At 68.9% G+C, this 16,540-nt stretch carries 13 protein-coding genes and 1 pseudogene; 6 read left to right on the top strand and 8 right to left on the bottom strand.

From position 1 onward, the window contains the following. Positions 1-55: 55 nt before the first annotated feature. From cysC to AMYNI_RS0136495, 5 genes and pseudogenes are all read right to left on the bottom strand, one after another. On the bottom strand, positions 56-1,777 hold the full coding sequence (cysC, locus tag AMYNI_RS0136515) for an adenylyl-sulfate kinase (protein ID WP_040406200.1): 1,722 nt from the start codon (positions 1,775-1,777) through the stop codon (positions 56-58). Positions 1,778-1,812: 35 nt separating this feature from the next. After that, positions 1,813-2,298: pseudogene (locus AMYNI_RS46200) on the bottom strand (phosphoadenosine phosphosulfate reductase domain-containing protein); the annotation flags it as partial. 85 nt (positions 2,299-2,383) lie between these two features. Next, a complete protein-coding gene (locus AMYNI_RS0136505; RefSeq protein WP_020673070.1) occupies positions 2,384-3,370 on the bottom strand; it encodes an AraC family transcriptional regulator in 987 nt (328 codons plus the stop codon). 10 nt (positions 3,371-3,380) lie between these two features. Beyond that, positions 3,381-4,373 (bottom strand): ParB/RepB/Spo0J family partition protein, encoded by a 993-nt coding sequence (locus AMYNI_RS46195; protein WP_169515796.1) that lies wholly within the window; start codon positions 4,371-4,373, stop codon positions 3,381-3,383. A 410-nt stretch (positions 4,374-4,783) separates the two neighbouring features. Next, positions 4,784-5,560 (bottom strand): SDR family oxidoreductase, encoded by a 777-nt coding sequence (locus AMYNI_RS0136495; protein ID WP_020673068.1) that lies wholly within the window; start codon positions 5,558-5,560, stop codon positions 4,784-4,786. Positions 5,561-5,863: 303 nt separating this feature from the next. Here AMYNI_RS0136495 and iolG point away from each other — a divergent pair, with 303 nt between their 5' ends. After that, positions 5,864-6,853, top strand: coding sequence for an inositol 2-dehydrogenase (iolG, locus tag AMYNI_RS0136490; protein ID WP_020673067.1), 990 nt, complete (start codon positions 5,864-5,866; stop codon positions 6,851-6,853). Positions 6,854-6,857: 4 nt separating this feature from the next. Here the strand turns inward: iolG and AMYNI_RS0136485 are convergent, their stop codons facing one another. Next, positions 6,858-7,688 carry a sugar phosphate isomerase/epimerase family protein gene (locus AMYNI_RS0136485; protein WP_020673066.1) on the bottom strand — a complete coding sequence of 277 codons (831 nt, stop codon included), beginning with the start codon at positions 7,686-7,688 and terminating at the stop codon, positions 6,858-6,860. 7 nt (positions 7,689-7,695) lie between these two features. Further along, on the bottom strand, positions 7,696-8,937 hold the full coding sequence (locus tag AMYNI_RS0136480) for a sulfotransferase family protein (protein WP_020673065.1): 1,242 nt from the start codon (positions 8,935-8,937) through the stop codon (positions 7,696-7,698). Positions 8,938-9,155: 218 nt separating this feature from the next. Here AMYNI_RS0136480 and AMYNI_RS46190 point away from each other — a divergent pair, with 218 nt between their 5' ends. Both AMYNI_RS46190 and AMYNI_RS0136470 read left to right on the top strand, forming a co-directional pair. Further along, the gene (locus tag AMYNI_RS46190; RefSeq protein ID WP_020673064.1) at positions 9,156-11,225 is read left to right on the top strand and encodes a GMC family oxidoreductase N-terminal domain-containing protein; all 2,070 of its coding nucleotides are present in this window, start codon (positions 9,156-9,158) and stop codon (positions 11,223-11,225) included. Between the two features lie 25 nt (positions 11,226-11,250). Continuing rightward, positions 11,251-12,519, top strand: a complete 1,269-nt coding sequence (locus tag AMYNI_RS0136470; RefSeq protein ID WP_020673063.1) for a glycosyltransferase — start codon at positions 11,251-11,253, stop codon at positions 12,517-12,519. Positions 12,520-12,532: 13 nt separating this feature from the next. Here AMYNI_RS0136470 and AMYNI_RS0136465 read toward each other — a convergent pair whose 3' ends face one another. Continuing rightward, positions 12,533-12,913, bottom strand: coding sequence for a winged helix-turn-helix transcriptional regulator (locus AMYNI_RS0136465; protein WP_020673062.1), 381 nt, complete (start codon positions 12,911-12,913; stop codon positions 12,533-12,535). A gap of 72 nt (positions 12,914-12,985) precedes the next feature. Between AMYNI_RS0136465 and AMYNI_RS0136460 the strand changes: the two genes are divergently transcribed. The 3 genes from AMYNI_RS0136460 (at position 12,986) to AMYNI_RS0136450 (ending at position 16,540) form a co-directional block, all read left to right on the top strand. After that, positions 12,986-13,915, top strand: a complete 930-nt coding sequence (locus AMYNI_RS0136460) for an NADP-dependent oxidoreductase (RefSeq protein ID WP_020673061.1) — start codon at positions 12,986-12,988, stop codon at positions 13,913-13,915. 407 nt (positions 13,916-14,322) lie between these two features. Then, a complete protein-coding gene (locus AMYNI_RS0136455) occupies positions 14,323-15,786 on the top strand; it encodes a hypothetical protein (protein ID WP_020673060.1) in 1,464 nt (487 codons plus the stop codon). A 136-nt stretch (positions 15,787-15,922) separates the two neighbouring features. After that, positions 15,923-16,540, top strand: coding sequence for a DUF1707 SHOCT-like domain-containing protein (locus AMYNI_RS0136450; protein WP_020673059.1), 618 nt, complete (start codon positions 15,923-15,925; stop codon positions 16,538-16,540).

Genomic DNA, 16,540 nt, shown 5'->3' with positions numbered 1-16,540 from the left:
CCGGCGGCGAACAAGGGTCAACGGAGGAGACCTCCACCCGGCGGACTCCAGTGCATTACCCGAGCCAGTTCAGAAAGGTGAGAATGGACGAAACCATCGACTGCGGATCGCCGTCACCGGGGCGGAGCACGAGTTCCGGATCGAGTGGTTCCTCATAGGGGGACCCTATTCCGGTGAAGTCCGGCAGTTCCCCGGCGCGGGCGCTGGCGTAGAGCCCTTTGGGATCCCGGGCTTCGCAGATCTCGAGCGGGGTGTCCATGAAGATCTCGACGAAGGGCAACCCGGCTTCCCGGTGCACGGCACGAGCCCGGTCCCGGTCGGCGCGAAAGGGACTGATCAGGGAGACCACGGCGATCGTGCCGGCGTCGGCGAACAGCTTGGCCACCTCGCCGACCCGCCGCACGTTCTCCGCCCGGTCCTCGGGGCTGAACCCGAGGTCGTCGTTCAGCCCTTCACGCAGGCTGTCCCCGTCGAGCACATAGGCCGGCCTGCCGGCACCGAGCAACCGGTGTGCCAGCTCCTCGGCCACCGTCGACTTGCCCGCCCCGGACAGCCCGGTGATCCAAATGGTCATCCCCCGCGTCAGTCTTGCATCGCGCTGCTCCTCGGCGCACCGGTCCAGGCAGGCGGCCCCCTGCCCCGGGCCGATGATCACGCCGGCGCCGAGCGTCTGCTCGGAGGCGTCGTCGACGAGGACGAAGCCGCCGGTGGTGCGGTTGCGGCGATAGGGATCGAACATCAACGGCTGCCGGCTGCGCAGTCGCACCCGGCCGATCTCGTTGGCGGACAAGGACTCCACGAACTGGTCGCGTCGCAGTTGGCCGCCATCGAGCCGGTAGTCCAGCTCGTACACCTCCGCCGTGGTGGTCCTGGTGGTGTGCCGCACCGTGTAGGTGCCGCCGGGTTTCAGCTCGACCTGTTCGGAGAACCAGCAGAGCATCGCTTCGAAGTCCTGGCGGGCGTGCGGCTGGTTTCCCGGACGGCAGATCAGGTCACCGCGGGCGACGTCCAGGTCGTCGTCGAGCTGCACGGTCACGGCCTGCGGCGGAACCGCCTCGGTCACCTCGCCACCACCGGGAACCCAGATCGCGCGCACCCTCGACCGGAATCCCGACGGCAGCACGACCACCTCGTCACCTGCGGCGATCACCCCGCCGGACACGGTGCCGGCATAACCGCGAAAGCCGGGCGCGTACTGGGATATCACGTACTGCACCGGGAAACGAGCACCAGCCGAGTCCAGGTCGGGCTCGACCGGCGCCTGCTCCAGCCGGTGCAACAGCGGCATTCCCTCGTACCAGGGCATGCGGGCCGAGCAGTGCGCGATGTTGTCGCCGTGCAACGCCGAAACCGGCACGAAGCTCAGGTCCCGCACGTCCAGCTTCGTGGCGAAGCCGCGGAACTTCTCCTCGATCTCGGCGAACCGGTGCCGGGACCAGCCGACCGTGTCCATCTTGTTCACGCACAGCACGAGGTGCGGCACGCGCAGGAGGCCGGTGAGAAAGGCATGCCGCCGCGACTGCTCGACGAGTCCGCGGCCGGCGTCGACGAGGATCAGTGCGATGTCGGCGGTGGAGGCGCCGGCAACCAGGTCGCGGGTGTGCCGTCCGTGCCCTGGCGGGTCGGTGACCATGAACTTCCGCCGGGCGGTGGCGAAATATCGGTGCGCGACCGCGGGTGGGTGCCGGGCCTTGGCATCGAGCACCAGCCTGTCGACCAGGGTCGACTTCCCGGCGTGCACACCACCCGCAGTGGCAAGGCGCACAACTCGCGACATCAGCGGCAACCTTCTTCCCCGCTGTCGTCGGCGAACGACGGCAGCTCGATGTCCTCGGCGGCGAGGTAGCACCGGATATCCGGCTCGGTCCAGTTCGCGAGCGGGAAAACCCGGACGTGGTCGCCGCGACGATGGGCTCCGTGGTAAAGGTTCCACGGTTCGACCGACCGGTGGCGCGGATCCCACTGTCCGAACTCGTCTCGCGAACTGAACACCTCGTTCGCGTGCGAGTTCTGCTCGTCCCGCCGCGCACCGTCGAACACCCCGTCGAACTCCGCCGCCCGAATCGCCCGCAACAGGGTCAGCTCGGCGGAATCGTGCCCGGTTTCCAGGTGTAGCATCGGGAATGGCGGGTCGGCGGGCCAGAATGCCTTTGCCGCGATGCGCAGCAGCACCATCGAGTCCGCATCGCCGGAAAACAGCAGCGCCGGTCGCTCGAAGGTCGCCACGACCTCGCGAAATATGTACACCGACTCGGCTTCGAGGGTGTGCACCGACGACGTCCGGTAGGTCTTCGTCACACTGGAACCACCTTTCCGAAGACACCACCGTAGGACAACGCTCCATGCTCGTCACCACGGTCACTTTCACCAAAGCGACCAGGTGCTACAGCCCCGGCCCCAGCCACCGCAAGGTCTCCTTCGGCGACTCGCCGAACCGCTCCCGGTACATCGCCGCGAATCGCCCGTGGTGCGAAAATCCCCATTTCCTGGCGATCTCCCCCACGGTGGTGGTATCCGCCGGTGCGGCGAGCAGCTCGTTGTACACCCGTTGCAGCCGGACCTCCCGGAGGTACTCGCTCGGCGAGGTGCCCAGCTCCTCCCGAAACGCCTTCTGAATCGCCCGGACGCTCACCCCGGCTCGCCTGGCCATGCTGGCCGGGGTGTGCGCCCACTCCGGATGGCCTTCGATCGAGTCGACCACGATGCCCACCCGCCGCGAATACCGGGGCCGGGCGCCGTCGTTGAGAATCGCCGTGCAGTTGTGCGGCTGGGCCAGCAGCAGGCCCATGATCAGCATTCGCTCGATCTTGTCGATCGCGAGCGGATGCATGAACATCGTGTCCGGGCGGTTCAGGTCGGACACGTAGTGCAGCAACGAGCCGTACCAGCTGCGGCGATAACCTCCGGTGACGTCCATCCCGAGCTCGAAGCGAAGGGGCTCGACGAGCGCGCCCTGGGTCATCTCCGACAGCCTGGCGTCCAGCGCGGGCCGCTCGATCCTGAGCACCAGCTGGGCGTAGTCCGCGGACAACCGCATCTTCAGCCGCTGCCCTGCCGTCACCACCCCGATCCGCTGCGGTGTCGCCTGGACCTGCTCGGCTCCGCTCTGCAGGATGCCGTGCCCGGCCAGCGGGATGATCACCAGGAACGACTCCGGTTCGTCCGTGCAGACCCAGACACCTTCCCCGTAGGAGACATAGGAAATCGCGATGCTTTGCATGGTAAGGCCGTGCACGACGGCGTTCAGCCGAGCCGTCCGGCCGACGACGTCCATCCGGTGCCGGCAGAGGAGTTCGGTCAGCCGGTCCCGGGTGTAAGTGATGTCGTTCGACTCGAACAGCTTGTACCTGTCCAGGGGCAGCTGGGCCATCTCGCTCCGTTCACGGCGTCCGGGGAAGCCTCCTGATCAGTCGTTGCCAGTCGTCCGCGCATCGGTTCGCCAGCTCGGTCACCACGTCGTGGCAATGCGGCGGTAAGTTGTCCGCGATGCTTTCCCAGTCCGGCGCCATCCGGGCATGCAGCTCCAGGGCGCGAAGCAGCATCCGCCCCGCTTCGGTCGCGCGGATGGACGGATCCGCGCGAAGCGCTCGCGCACTCCCCCAGCGATCGTCCGGTGCATCGGTGGGATTTTCCTGACTGGTCCGGGGTTCCGGCATGGCGGTTGAGTCCACGCTCTCCAGTGCGCCGCCCGGCGGCATCGCGATCCGCGCGGGATCGGGCGCGACCCGGCGCAGCCGGCCGTCGCGGCCGAGCCTGGCGGTCAACTGGGGATCTTCCCCAGTTGACCGGCGGCGCAACGCACCGACCGTCTTGTGATCGAGGCCGGCCTGTTTCGCGATCGCCCGGTTCGACCAGATCGGGCGGAGTTCGAGGAGACGCGCCGCGGCGGCCTTGCGGTCGGCCAGCGTCAACGGCAGCCCGTGCGCGATGTTGCTGGACAGGGCGAACAGATAGGCGTCCATCAGGTCGCCGTCGAAGAACCGGACCAAAATCCCTTCTACCCCGGCAATCTCGGCGGCCCGGACTCGATGCACGCCGTCGATCACCCGCATCGTCCGGCGATCGACCACGATCGGCGGCAGGGTGCCGGTCGTCTCCACGAGCCTTCGCACGTGCTCGGAATCGATGCCGGCCAGCCGGGGGGAGTCACGCGGCGGCAGGAGCCGATCGAGCCGGGTCCAGACCACGGTGCCGGCCAGTCCGCCGGTCCGGCCCTCGCCAGCGGGGACACCGGCATTCGCGTGCTCAGCTGAGCCTGCCCCACGGTCGGCGGTTGCCTGCCGGTCACGCAGCATGTTGCCCCTCTCCTGGCTGGCGATCTTCGGATGTATGCGGTGCGGGCGTTCATGGGCCGGCATGATGTGCCGGGACAAAGGCGGGGTTGACACCACCAGCGACCGGACCGCCGGTTACCCGGCCAGGAAACCGCAGGTCATCACCGGCTGGTCGGGCTCGCCTGCCGTGTCGGCATCCCACCCCAGCCCGACCGGCGAAGATCACCAACAGCTGACCGCCATACCGGTGCGACCACAACCAACACATCCCCTCAGTACATCGTGATTATTTACCTTAATGAGCACGATTGCTGTCGTCCACCCTCTGGAGCACACCTGCCGCAGATAGAATCAAACGATTTCACCCTGCGTTCGCGCTCATTACCTTTACCCGGCTCGAATCCGGTACAATGCCCGTGTTCCACCGCGAGCGAGCAGTGATTTGCATTCCAGAACCGGGCATTCAACGATTAATCACACAGTGCGGAACGGCTACTGGCGACCGCGGCTCAGTCGTGCGCCCCCACCACGTTCTGGTCCCAGTCCAGGACGGAGCCGGTGACCACCCCGCTGCGCGCGGAGAGCAGGAACACCACCATGTCGGCGATCTCGTCCGGGTCGGCCAGCCGGCCCATCGGCAGGCGGCGGCCAGCCTGCTCCCGCCAGTCGTCGCCGGCACCGTGGAACCGGCGCTGGGTCTCGTCCTCGCCTTCGGTGTCCGTCCAGCCGATGTTCAGCTGGTTGATCCGGATCCGGTCGGCGCGGTGCGCGTAGGCGGCGTTGCAGGTGAGACCGGCCAGACCGGCCTTCGTGAGGACGTACGGCGCCAGATACGGCGCCCCGCCCTGCGCCGCCTCGGAGCCGATGTTGACGATCGAGCCGGGCGCGCCGCGACGCTTCATATCCGCCACCACCGCCTGCATCAGGAAGAACGGCCCGCGCAGGTTGGCCGCGACATGCGCGTCGAACAGCTCCGGGGTGGTGTCCAGCAGGGTGCCCCGCGAGGTCAGGGCCGCGGCGTTGACCAGCCCGTCGACCCGGGAGAACTCCGCCACCACCGCCTCGACCGCCGCCTTCACCTGTGCGACGTCGGCGGCATCGCACGGGATGTACCTGGCGGCGGCACCCAGCTCGCGCAGCTCCGCGGCCACCTTCTCCCCCACTGCCTGCCGCCTGCCGGTCACCACGACCGACGCCCCGGCCCGAGCCGCCGCCCGCGCGGTGGCCGCACCGATGCCGGACGTCCCGCCGCTCACCAGTACCACCTTTTCGGACAGCAGGCTCATAACGTTTTCCTCCGCTTCACGCCGTCTTCATTCGACCCCATCGGCGGATAACAGATTAACGGCCACCCGGATTTCGGTCGAGCGCCGTCCTTCCGCATCCGGGGTCGGCAAAGTTGACGAACGCCACAGCTGCCATTCGGGAAACTTGTCCTGGCCAACTTCCAACCGCAACCTTGATCAACTTCAGTGGATGTGCTATTCGAAAACGGCAATCGACACATCCGGTCGTCCTGAGGTAGAACTTGTGTGCGGGTGATGTGCGGACCGAACCGACGGCCATTCACACGGGCAAGGAGTTCCACGATGCGACTGGCGCTCTTCGGAGGCGGCCGAATCGGCCGCGTGCACGCCGACTCGATCGCCGGCCACCCACGCGCCGAGCTGGCCTGGGTGTGCGATCCGATGCCGGACGCCGCGCAGGCCGTCGCCGCGCGGCACGGCGCGACCGCCACCGCCGACGTGGACGCGGTGCTGGCTGACCGGAGCGTCGACGCCGTGGTCATCGCCTCCTCGACGCCCACCCACGTCGATCTCCTCACCCGTGCGGTGCGAGCGGGCAAGGCGGTCCTCTGCGAGAAGCCGATCGACCTGGACATCGGCCGGGTCGACGCCTGCTGGGCCGAGATCGGCTCGGCGGACGCGAACGTGATGGTCGGCTTCAACCGCCGGTTCGACCTGTCCTTCCGGGAGCTCCGCGACCGGGTGCACGCCGGTGAGATCGGCCGGATCGAGCAGCTGACGATCATCAGCCGGGACCCGGCCCCGCCGCCGGCCGAGTACGTCGCCAAGTCCGGCGGGCTGTTCCGGGACATGGCCATCCACGACCTCGACATGGCCCGGTTCGTTCTCGGCGACATCGTCGAGGTGCAGGCAACCGGCGCCAACCTGGTCGAGGACTACATCGAGGACTGCGGCGACATCGACAGCGGCGTGGTCGTGCTGCGCTCCGCGGCGGGCGCGCTGTGCCACATCACCAACAGCCGGCGCTGCACCTTCGGCTACGACCAGCGGCTGGAGGCGTTCGGCAGCGACGGCATGCTGACCGTGTACAACCAGCTGCCCACCAGCGTTCGCTACGCCGGACCGGATCGAACCGAGGCGGCCCGGCCGTACCTGGACTTCTTCCTGGAGCGCTACGGCCCGACCTATCACGCGGAACTGGACCATTTCGTCACCGCGGTGGAGAAGGGCGACCGTCCCGAGCCTGGTTTCGCCGACGGCCGTGCGGCGCTCGCCCTTGCCGACGCGGCCGAGGAAAGCATGCGCAGCGGCCGCACCGTGCGGCCGAGCTGAACGGTCAGCCCTGGGCCGGCCCGACCAGGGGCGCGAGGTGGCGGCGCGCTCGCAGAGCCTCCCTCGCGCGGTCGTCAGCCGACGCGTCCGGGCGGGCCGGCTCGAGCTCCAGCGTGACGTCACCGTCGTAGTCGGCTTCCGCCAGGAGGGTGAAGAACTCGGCGAAGTCGAAGTCGCCGTCACCGGGTGTGCAGAACCCGCCGCCGCGCTCCGCATCGCGCAGCGCCACGTGGCACACCCGTGAGCCCACCGCGTCCAGGATCTCCCCGGTGGACGCCCCCGAAGCCAGCAGATGGCTGGTATCGAGGTCGACACCGAGCTGGGGAAGGTCGGCCTGCTCCAGCAGTTCGAGCACCTCCGGCAGGGTCTCAGCCAGCGTGCCGTGATGCGGGGCCTCGACGCCGAGCCGGAGCCCGCGCTGGTCCGCCAGCTCGGCGGCGAGAGACGTCGCCGCCTTGAACCGGTCCATGCCCCTCGCCCGGCCGGCGTCGCCGTCGGGATCCGGGCTGCCGGCGTCCACCACCCAGGCACTGGCACCGACCGCCTGCGCGGCGTCGGCGGCGAGCGTGTAGCGGCGCCGCAGCTCGGCCGGGTCGTCGGTGGTGCGAAGGCGCCCTGGCACCGACTGCAGGCCGGCCACCGAAAAGCCGTGTGCCCGCACCGAGTTCGCCACCCGTTCGAGCTCGCCGGGCGGCGGGTCGACCAGCCGCACGTGGTCGAACAGGCCGGGGACCGCGGCCAGGTCGACGACGGTGAAGCCGAGTTCGGCGATCCGGTCGAACGCCTCTTCCGTCCCCTGCGGCCCGAAGGTGATCGTCGAGCAGCCGATGCGCATGTGCACGCTACATTTTCCCCGGAAAGTAGTCGTAGTAGAAACCGAACCTTTCGCGAATCTCGTCCGTGCCGATGCCGAAACTTTCCTCCAGGTCGTAGGAGACCTGGCCGTACACGCCCCGAGGATGCTCTTCCGAATACCGTTTCGCCGCCGTGGCGCCGCCGTCGTCATAACTCATCCCCGCCGTTTCGTACACCGCGCGCGCGATACGCAGGTCGTCACCGGAGAGATCCTTGAAGTGCACGTCGATCCGCTGATCGTGCGGGATGCGGTGCTGGTCGGCGAGCAGGTCCCGAAGTCCTTTTTCGATACGGCGAAGCCAGACATCGGCGATCATGGCGGTATCAATCTCGTGGAACTCGAGACGGGCGATGTAGCTGACCATGGTCAGCGCCGAGCGCACGATGGACACCGGATCGCGGTGGGTGAACACCACGGTCGCGTCCGGAAAGGTCGCGAGCAGGGCGGGAAGTTGCTCGGCATGGCAGGGCGACTTCAGCACCCAGCGGTCCGGGCCCCGCTGCCACTGCAGGGCCTTGAGCATCGTCTTCATGTACTCGTAGTGCGGGGTCTGGTCCTGCCCGCCGTAGCGAGCGGCCCAGTCGGGCACGTTCGCGGCGATCTGCAACCACCCCGCCGCGAAGTCCGGCCCCTGGAGCTCCATCTCCTCGGTGATCGAGCTCGGTTCGAGCGAGTGCATCGCGGCGAGATGAGGCAGCATCGACCGCATGCGCTGCCATTTTCGGGCGCTCCGCTCGAACCGCTCGTCCGTCTGCCGTCCCGGCGCCGGAATCGGTTCGTGGCTCTCCCAGACCGGCAGCGAGCGCAACCGGGGATCCGCCGCGAGCAGGTTGACCAGATGGGTGGTGCCCGAGCGCATCGGGCCCACCACGAAGATCGGCCCGGCGACGTCCAGCTCGTGGATCTCCGGATGGCGCTTGAGCAGGTCTCGCAGCCGCAACCGGGTGCCGGCCCAGCGGACCGAACGCTGGAAGACCATCGCGCGGCCAAGTTCGGTGCGGTTGGGGTCGGCGGCGACCGCGGCCAACCAGGTCCGCAGGCGCTCCCGGAAGTCCTCCGGACCGAAGTCGTCGAGCCCGGTCCGCTGCCTCGCGACGGCCAGTACCCTGTCCGCGTCCAGCTCCGTGGGCTCCGCCTCCAGGCGTGCCAACTCCCTGGCGTGGACGTCGGTGAGCACCGGGCGCCGGAGGTCGTCGATCCGAATTCGCTCGTTCCTGGCGGCGACCACATCAGCCTCTCTCGCGCATTCGGCCAATCAGGGCTGCGGGTCATCATCGGCCGCCAGCCGGTACCGCGTCCAGAGCGGCTATTTCCACCTGCCGAGGGTGCGCAGTGGCAGAACTCGGCCCCTGCCGTGCTGGAAATGGCGTACTTAGCCTGAAGCCGAACGACCCGGTGCCGATGACCGCCGACGACCGCCAATGACCAAGGATGTCGAGGAGAACCGTGATCCCGTATTCCGATCGACGACTGGTCGCCGACGTGTTCGACCTGCTCGTGCCGGCGGACGTGGAGCCATCGGCGACCCAGGCGGGAGTGCTCGACTGGCTGGACGAGTTGGCCCCGGTCGAGCACGCCGAGTTGTGGCGGGAACTGCTCACGCCGGGTTTCGACGCACTGTCCCGCGAATCGTCGGCACCGGATGACCAATTGCTGCGGGAGTTGCAGGAGGCGACCTCCCGCGAGGGCTGGCAGGTTTCTCCTCAGGAGTTCGTCGCGACGGTCGTGGAGCTGGCCGCCCAGGGTTGGTACGGCAGGCGGGACAGTCCCTCGTGGGCCGGTCTCGGGTACACCTCGGCGGGTAAACGTCCGGCCGGCGCCCCGGTTCGGCACGTGTCGTTGGCGCCCATCGGGCTAGCGGACGTGGCGGAGTCCTACGACATCGTGATCACCGGTGCCGGTGCTGGCGGCGGGGTGGCGGCGCGTGTCCTGTCCGAAGCGGGCGCCCGGGTGCTGCTGCTCGACCGCGGCCGGTTCTTCAGCTACGCCGAGATGAGCCGGGATCACCTCGCCAACCACCGGTTGCCGACGTACGGGCACAACACCGGCCCGGAGGCCGAGGGGAACCCGCGGGTATACGCCCCACCCGGCGGCCCGGAACGCGTCGTCGACCGTCCCTACGAACCGGACTGGTTCAACAACGCCATGACCGTCGGCGGCGGAACCCGCGTCTACCAGGGCATGGCCTGGCGCTACCAGCCGGACGACTTCCGGATGGCCAGCCGTTACGGCAGGCCGTCCGGCAGCTCGCTGGCCGACTGGCCACTGTCCTATCAGGACCTAGAGCCCTACTACACGCGCGCCGAACACGAGCTGGGCGTGTGCGGTGACGGTCAGGCGCACCGCTTCCAGGGCCGGCGCAGCTCCGACTACCCGATGGGCCCCCTACCGGAGAACCTGGAAGCTCGCGTGCTCCGCAAGGGCGCGGAAGCGCTGGGACTGACCACGGGACCGGTACCGCTGCTGCTCAATTCCGAACCCCGCGACGGCAGGGCCGCGTGTGTCCGTTGTGGAGAGTGCGTCGGGTTTGCCTGCCCGACCGACGCGAAGAACGGCTCGCACAACACGACCATTCCGCTGGCGCTGGCCACCGGATCCTGCACATTGGCCACCGGCGCGCGCGTGGAGCGCGTCCTGGTCGGCCCGGCGGGGCGCGCCACCGGGGTGGTCGCGGTCGATCTGGCCACCGGAGCCCGGCGCACCATCTCGGCCGGTGCGGTGGTGCTCTCCTCCGGCGCTATCGAGACCGCCCGCCTGCTGCTGACCAGCGCGACCGACGACTACCCCACCGGGCTGGGGAACCGGTCCGACCAGGTGGGCCGGAACCTGCAGGGGCACCTGTACGTGAGTGCCTTCGGGCTGTTCGAGGACCAGGTCCAGGACGGCCTCGGGCCCGGGGTGAGCATCGCGACCGCGGACTACACGCACGACCTCGGCGGGGACGGAATCGGCGGCGGTGTGCTGGCCAACGAGACGGTGAAACTGCCGGTGCTGTTCTGGTACTGGGCACTCGCACCGGACGCGCCGCGCTGGGGACGCGAGGGCAAGCACGCCGTGCGGGACGCATACCTGCGCACCGGCCACATCCAGGGGCCCATCCAGGAAATTCCCAGCCCGGAAACGAGGGTCACCCTGGCGCCGGAGGTAAGGGACGCGCACGGCAACGCCGTCGTCAGGATCGCGGGCGAGCTCCACCCGGAAAGCGTGCGGTCCGCTCGGCTGCTGCAGGACCGGGCCTGCGAATGGATGGCGGCATCGGGGGCGGAGCGGGTGTGGCGGAACCCGAGTCCGATAGCCGCGAAGCTGACCGTCGGACAGCACCAGGCGGGTACCGCCAGGATGGGCACCGACCCCGCGACCTCGGTGACCGACCCGTATGGCCGAGTGCACGGGCATCCGGGCCTGTGGGTCCTGGACGGCTCGCTGCACGTCACCAACGGTGGCGTGAACCCGGTGCTGACGATCCTCGCGCTCGCGTACCGCGGTGCCGAGCGGTTGGCCCGGAACGGAAGCTGAGCCGAGTCTGACGAAGGAACGGTCGATGAAGGTCTTGATCCTCACCCAGGGCACCCGCGGCGACGTCCAGGTGCTCGCGGCGCTGGCGAAGGGACTGCACGAGGCGGGCCACGAGGTCGTCTTCTGCGCGCCCGGTTCGCTCGGTCTGCTCGCGGAGCCCTACAGCAGCAAGGTGGTCTCCTTCACCGATGTGGAAGGGGGGTTGATGCGGGACCCGACCTTCGGCAAGTGGATCGAGTCCAACGAGGGCGTGCTGCGCGGAAAGCTGCAAGCCAGGCGGGCGAAGCGGATGCACCGGGCGCTGATGGGCCCGGTGCTGGACGATCTGACCGCGATCGTGCGGGAAGGCGCCGACGTCGTCCTGCATCACGTAATCCTGCAGGGGCACGACGTGGCCGAGCGGCTGGGCGTGCAGTCGGTGCCGGTCTGCGTGCAACCCTGCTGGGTGCCGACCAGCGCCTACCCCAATCCGATGACCCCCAACCGGGTGCCGGTGCCTCGCGTGCTGAACCGGGCCACCTACCTGACGACCGCGCTGGGCAGCCAGATGTGGGCCGGTAACTGGAAAAAGTGGCGAGAGGACGAGCTGGGACTTCCCCCACGGCGGAACTACCGCAACATCATGCAGCTTCCCGACGGCAGCCCGGCGACCGTGCTCCAGCCCTGCAGCGAGCACGTGCTGCCCGGCCCGCTGGACTTCCCCGACTGGGTGCACACCACCGGCTACTGGTTCCTGCCCGCCGAACCGGACTGGACCCCTCCCCCCGGCCTGCCCGAGTTCCTGGACTCCGGGACGCCGCCGGTCTACATCGGCTTCGGCAGCATGGTGGGCAGCGACCCGAACCGGACCGGACAGGTCATCACCGAAGCCGTCCGGCAGGCCGGCGTCCGGGCGGTCGTCGTGGCCGGCTGGGGTGGTATCCAGTTCAGCGAGGAAAACCCCGACATCTTCTGCCTCGAGCAGGTGCCCTTCGAATGGCTGTTTCCCCGGGTGGCCGCCATCGTCCATCACGGCGGGATGCACACGGCCGGGGCCGCGTTCGCCTCCGGCCGCCCTCAGGTGATCTGCCCGTTCCGGCCCGAGCACAACTTCTGGGCCAAGCGGACGCAGTCACTCGGGGTCTCGCCAGGTCCCGTCCCGCGTCCCAGCATGACCCCCGAACGCCTCGCCGCGGCAATTCGCCAGGCGGTCACCGACCAGACCATGGCCGTCCGGGCAAAGGAACTGGGTGACCGCATCGCCACCGAAGACGGCATCACCCGGGCGGTGAAAGTCCTCGAGTCCATCGTCTAGGGCTTACGCGCGGTCAGCCGTGCTGGGCGACCGGCTCGGAATCGGCGTCGAGCGCATCGAGGACCGCGTCGCCGTTCGCCCTCGCCCATTCGGTCAGCGTGTGGATCGGATCGATCAGCGTCGCTCCGAGCGGAGTGAGCTCGTACTCGACGCGGGGCGGCACCTCGGCGTAGGCGTGGCGGCGGACGAGCCCGTGCGCCTCGAGCCGTCGAAGCGTCTGGGTGAGCATCTTGCGGGAGATGCCACCGATCAGCTCGATCAGCTCGCCGTGGCGCACCGGGCCCTTGCTGAGGCCGTAGAGCACGACCACCGTCCACTTGTCGGCGATCAGCTCGACCGCCAGACGCGCCGGGCAGTCGGCGAGGAAGGGGTCACCGGGACCGAAACCGCTCATGGCGCCAAAGGTACCTGCTGGTTCCCATCGGAAACCTAATCTGGGATTCTCCCACCCAGAACCAGGAGAGTCATGCGAGTCATCACCCAGCAGAAGCTCGGCGGTCCCGAGGTACTCACCATCGTGGACGCGCCCGCGCCACAGCCCCTACCGACCGAGGTCCTCGTCCGGGTCAAGGCGATCGGACTGAACCCGTTGGAGGCGCGACTGCGCGCCGGCGAGTTCCCGCTGATCGGCAAGCCGCCGTTCGTCCTCGGCTGGGACATCAGCGGCGTGGTCGAAGAGGCGCCGCAGACCTGGCGGTTCAGGCCAGGCGACGAAGTGTTCGGAATGCCGCTGTTCCCCCGGGCGGCCAACGCGTATGCCGAGATCGTGGCTGCTCCGGCGTTGCACCTGGCGCGCAAGCCGGCGTCGCTTTCACACGCCGAGGCTTCGGCGCTGCCGGTCGTCGGGCTGACGGCGTGGCAGGGCCTCGTCGACCTCGGCGGCGTGACCGCGGGCGACCGCGTCCTGGTCCACGGCGGTGGTGGCGGGGTCGGCCACGTCGCCGTCCAGATCGCGAAAGCACTCGGTGCGCAGGTGATCGCGACCGCCAGCGGGAGCAAGCGGGAGTTCGTCGAGGGGTTCGGCGCCGATGAAGTGATCGACTACACGACGGTCGACTTCACCGAGGTGGTCAGCGACATCGACGTCGTGTTCGACACGCTCGGCGGCGACACCGTCGAGCGCTCGCTCGACGTGCTCCGCCAAGGAGGTCACCTGGTGACGGCGGTCGCCGAGGAGGATTCGGAACTCGCCGCCAAGTTCGAAGCGGCCGGAATGCGCTTCAGCGGCATCGCGGTCGACCCGGATCCGGTCGCCCTGCGAGGTCTCGTCGAACTCGTCGAACAGGGCAGGCTCCGGGTCCACGTGCAGGAGACGTTCCCGTTCGAGCGCGTCGCCGACGCGCACCGGGTGCTCGACGACGGGCACCTCCAGGGAAAGCTCGTCCTCACCGTCTGATCCCGTCGTGCGGCCTGAGGTGCGACGAAGCCTGCCTCGATCGGCATCTCGAAGGTCCCATTCCCTTGCGCACCAAGGACAAGGTCTCGCAAGGGGTCGGGTGTTCTACTGGGGTGCGGAGAAAGGGGGCGAGTATGTCGAGGACGGTGGACACCCCGCACGACCGGACCAATCCCGTGTAGATTCGTTCCGCTGAACCGGAAGTGCGGACCAGCGGTGGCTTGCACCAGCCACACCACGGACTCCTCCGCATTCGTACTGTCACCGGGATATGTCATGTTCCAGCCTCCAGCTACCGGCGTAAAACAAATGTCGTCCAATGATCGGTATGCCCCGAATCTTGCCCGTCGGATCCTTCCGCTCATCCGGAAGCAGGTCCGCCGGAGCGACCACATACGCTGACCGGAATGAAGAGGTGGGGGATCGCCGCGGCGATCGCGGCCGTGGCCGCGCTGGGGCTCGCGCTGGTCCTCGGCCTCGTCATCGGCTCGCCGACCGGCGCCGGGGACAACGGTGACGGCTATCGGCTGTACTGCAGTGCCGGACTCATCCCCGCCACCCCGGACCACAACGCGAGCTTTCGCGGCGGCGTCGTGCTGGACTTCGACCGCGCTGCCCCGTGCCACGAACCGCAGCCCTCGAGCGCCGCCGTGCTCTTCAAGGCCGTCGCCAACGGGGACAGCCCGTTCAGCCTGACCGAGGTCGGCTGGCTGTACGTGCTGCTGGTCTTCGTGGTCACCCTGCTCGCCGCCTGGGCGCTGCAGGCGCGCGGCCCGCGGCGCCTGCTGTTCCTGATCCCCCCGCTGGTGCCGCTGCTCGAACCCGACTTCGCACGGCTGTTCATCTCCACCTTCGCCGAGCCCACCGGCCTGTTCGGCGCCTACACGCTGCTGTGCGGGGTGGCGGTCATCGCCGCGACCGAGGTCGACGACGGTTTCGAGCGGCTGTCCGCGCTCGTCCTCGCCGCCGCCGGCGGTGTGGTCGGCGGACTCGCGAAGATCGGATACCTGCCGTTGTTCGTGCTGGCGGTGCTCGTCTGCGCGGTCACCGGCGCCCGCGCCGGCCACGGCCGATGGTGGTCCGGCCGGATCTTCGGACCCGCGATAGCCGTTCTGCTCGTGCTGGAGATCATCGCCCCGGTTCGCGCGAACCTCGGGTGGCAGGAACGCACCTTCGCCGAGGTCAACGCGGTCAACCTGGTCTACACCCTCGGCCTGGTGGAGATGCCGGGCTCGGCGCCGGGGCTCGGCCTGCCCGCGGAAGCGCAGCAAAGCGCGGGCTACGCGTACTTCCCGAAGGGGCCCGACAAGCTGATCGGCGCGGACGCGGTGTTGGCGGACCCCAGCGGCGTCAAGGAAAAAGTCTGGGGAATGCTGCTCGACCAGCCGTTCGTGCTGGCGCACGCGGTCGGCACCGGCCTGCAGGCGACCTACGGGCGTGGCCTGCCCTACCTGGCCGACGAACCATGGACGCCGGCGGCCGTACAGCCGCGCGGCACCGGCCGGGTCAGCGGTGCCATGGGCGGCGACCCGGAGACGTTCCGGCAGTGGCTCGACGGCATGAGCCTGCCGTGGTGGCCGTCCCTGCTCGTGTTGCTCGGCCTGGTCGCCGCCGTCGTGTCGCTGCGGCGGCGGCGCCGGTGGACGACCCGCTACGGCGTCGTCGCCGGGGTGGCTACGGCGGGTGCGCTCGGCATCGCGGTGATGGCGGTGGCCGGCGACGGCTACTACGAGATCGCCAAGCACGTCTGGCTGGCCGCCTACCTCCTCGACGTCGCGGTCCTGTCGCTGGCCGTCATGGTGGTGCCGGTGCTCGTGCGGCGCGCCCGCGAACTGTCGGCCCGGCGAACGGCACGGCCGGCGGAAAGCTAAACCCGTTGCGGGGCGTCCACCGGAAACTCTATGCCGAATGACAATTATTTCGTTCAGCCGCACCGATACTTGCTGTGTTCTTCGCGCGGTCCTAAGGTTTTGAAAAGGATCCCCGAATCAGGAGGAATCGCCAAGCATGACCGAGGACCGTTCGAGGATCCGAGCGGCGGATACCGACCGCGAGCAGATCGCGCAGGTGCTCTACGCCGCCATGGGCACCGGCCGGATTACCGCCCAGGAGCTGGAAGAGCGGCTTGGCGAGGTCTACTCGGCCAAGACACTGGACGAGCTGGCCCCGATCACCGCCGATCTGGCCGGGGCGAGCCTCGCCACGGGCGTGCCGGCGGGCGCTGCCGCCACGGGCCAGGATTCGGACGGCACAGCATTGCGGAAGTCCGTCGCGGTGATGTCCGGTCTCGACCGGAAGGGCGAATGGACCCTGCCGGCACGCCATCGAAGCCTGGCCTTCTGGGGCGGGGTGGAGATCGATCTGCGGCAGGCGCGGCTCACCGCGCAGGTCTCGACCATCACGGCCGTCGCGCTCATGGGCGGCATCAAGATCCTGGTGCCGGAAGATCTCACCGTCACAGTGGACGGCACCGGGATCATGGGCAGCTTCAGCGGCGGTCGCGCACGGAAAGCCGAGCGGCCCGCCGCCGGCACACCGACCGTCCGCATCACGGGGGTGGCGTTCTGGGGCGCGGTGAAGGTCCGACGGGTGAAGCGCGAATCGTCCCGCCAACGTCGCCGGTAG

It is taken from the genome of Amycolatopsis nigrescens CSC17Ta-90 (assembly GCF_000384315.1).
In the GTDB taxonomy this organism is placed as follows: Bacteria; Actinomycetota; Actinomycetes; order Mycobacteriales; family Pseudonocardiaceae; genus Amycolatopsis; species Amycolatopsis nigrescens.
The sequence above is the reverse complement of the archived record's forward strand: the minus strand, read 5'-3'. Positions and strand labels throughout refer to the sequence as shown.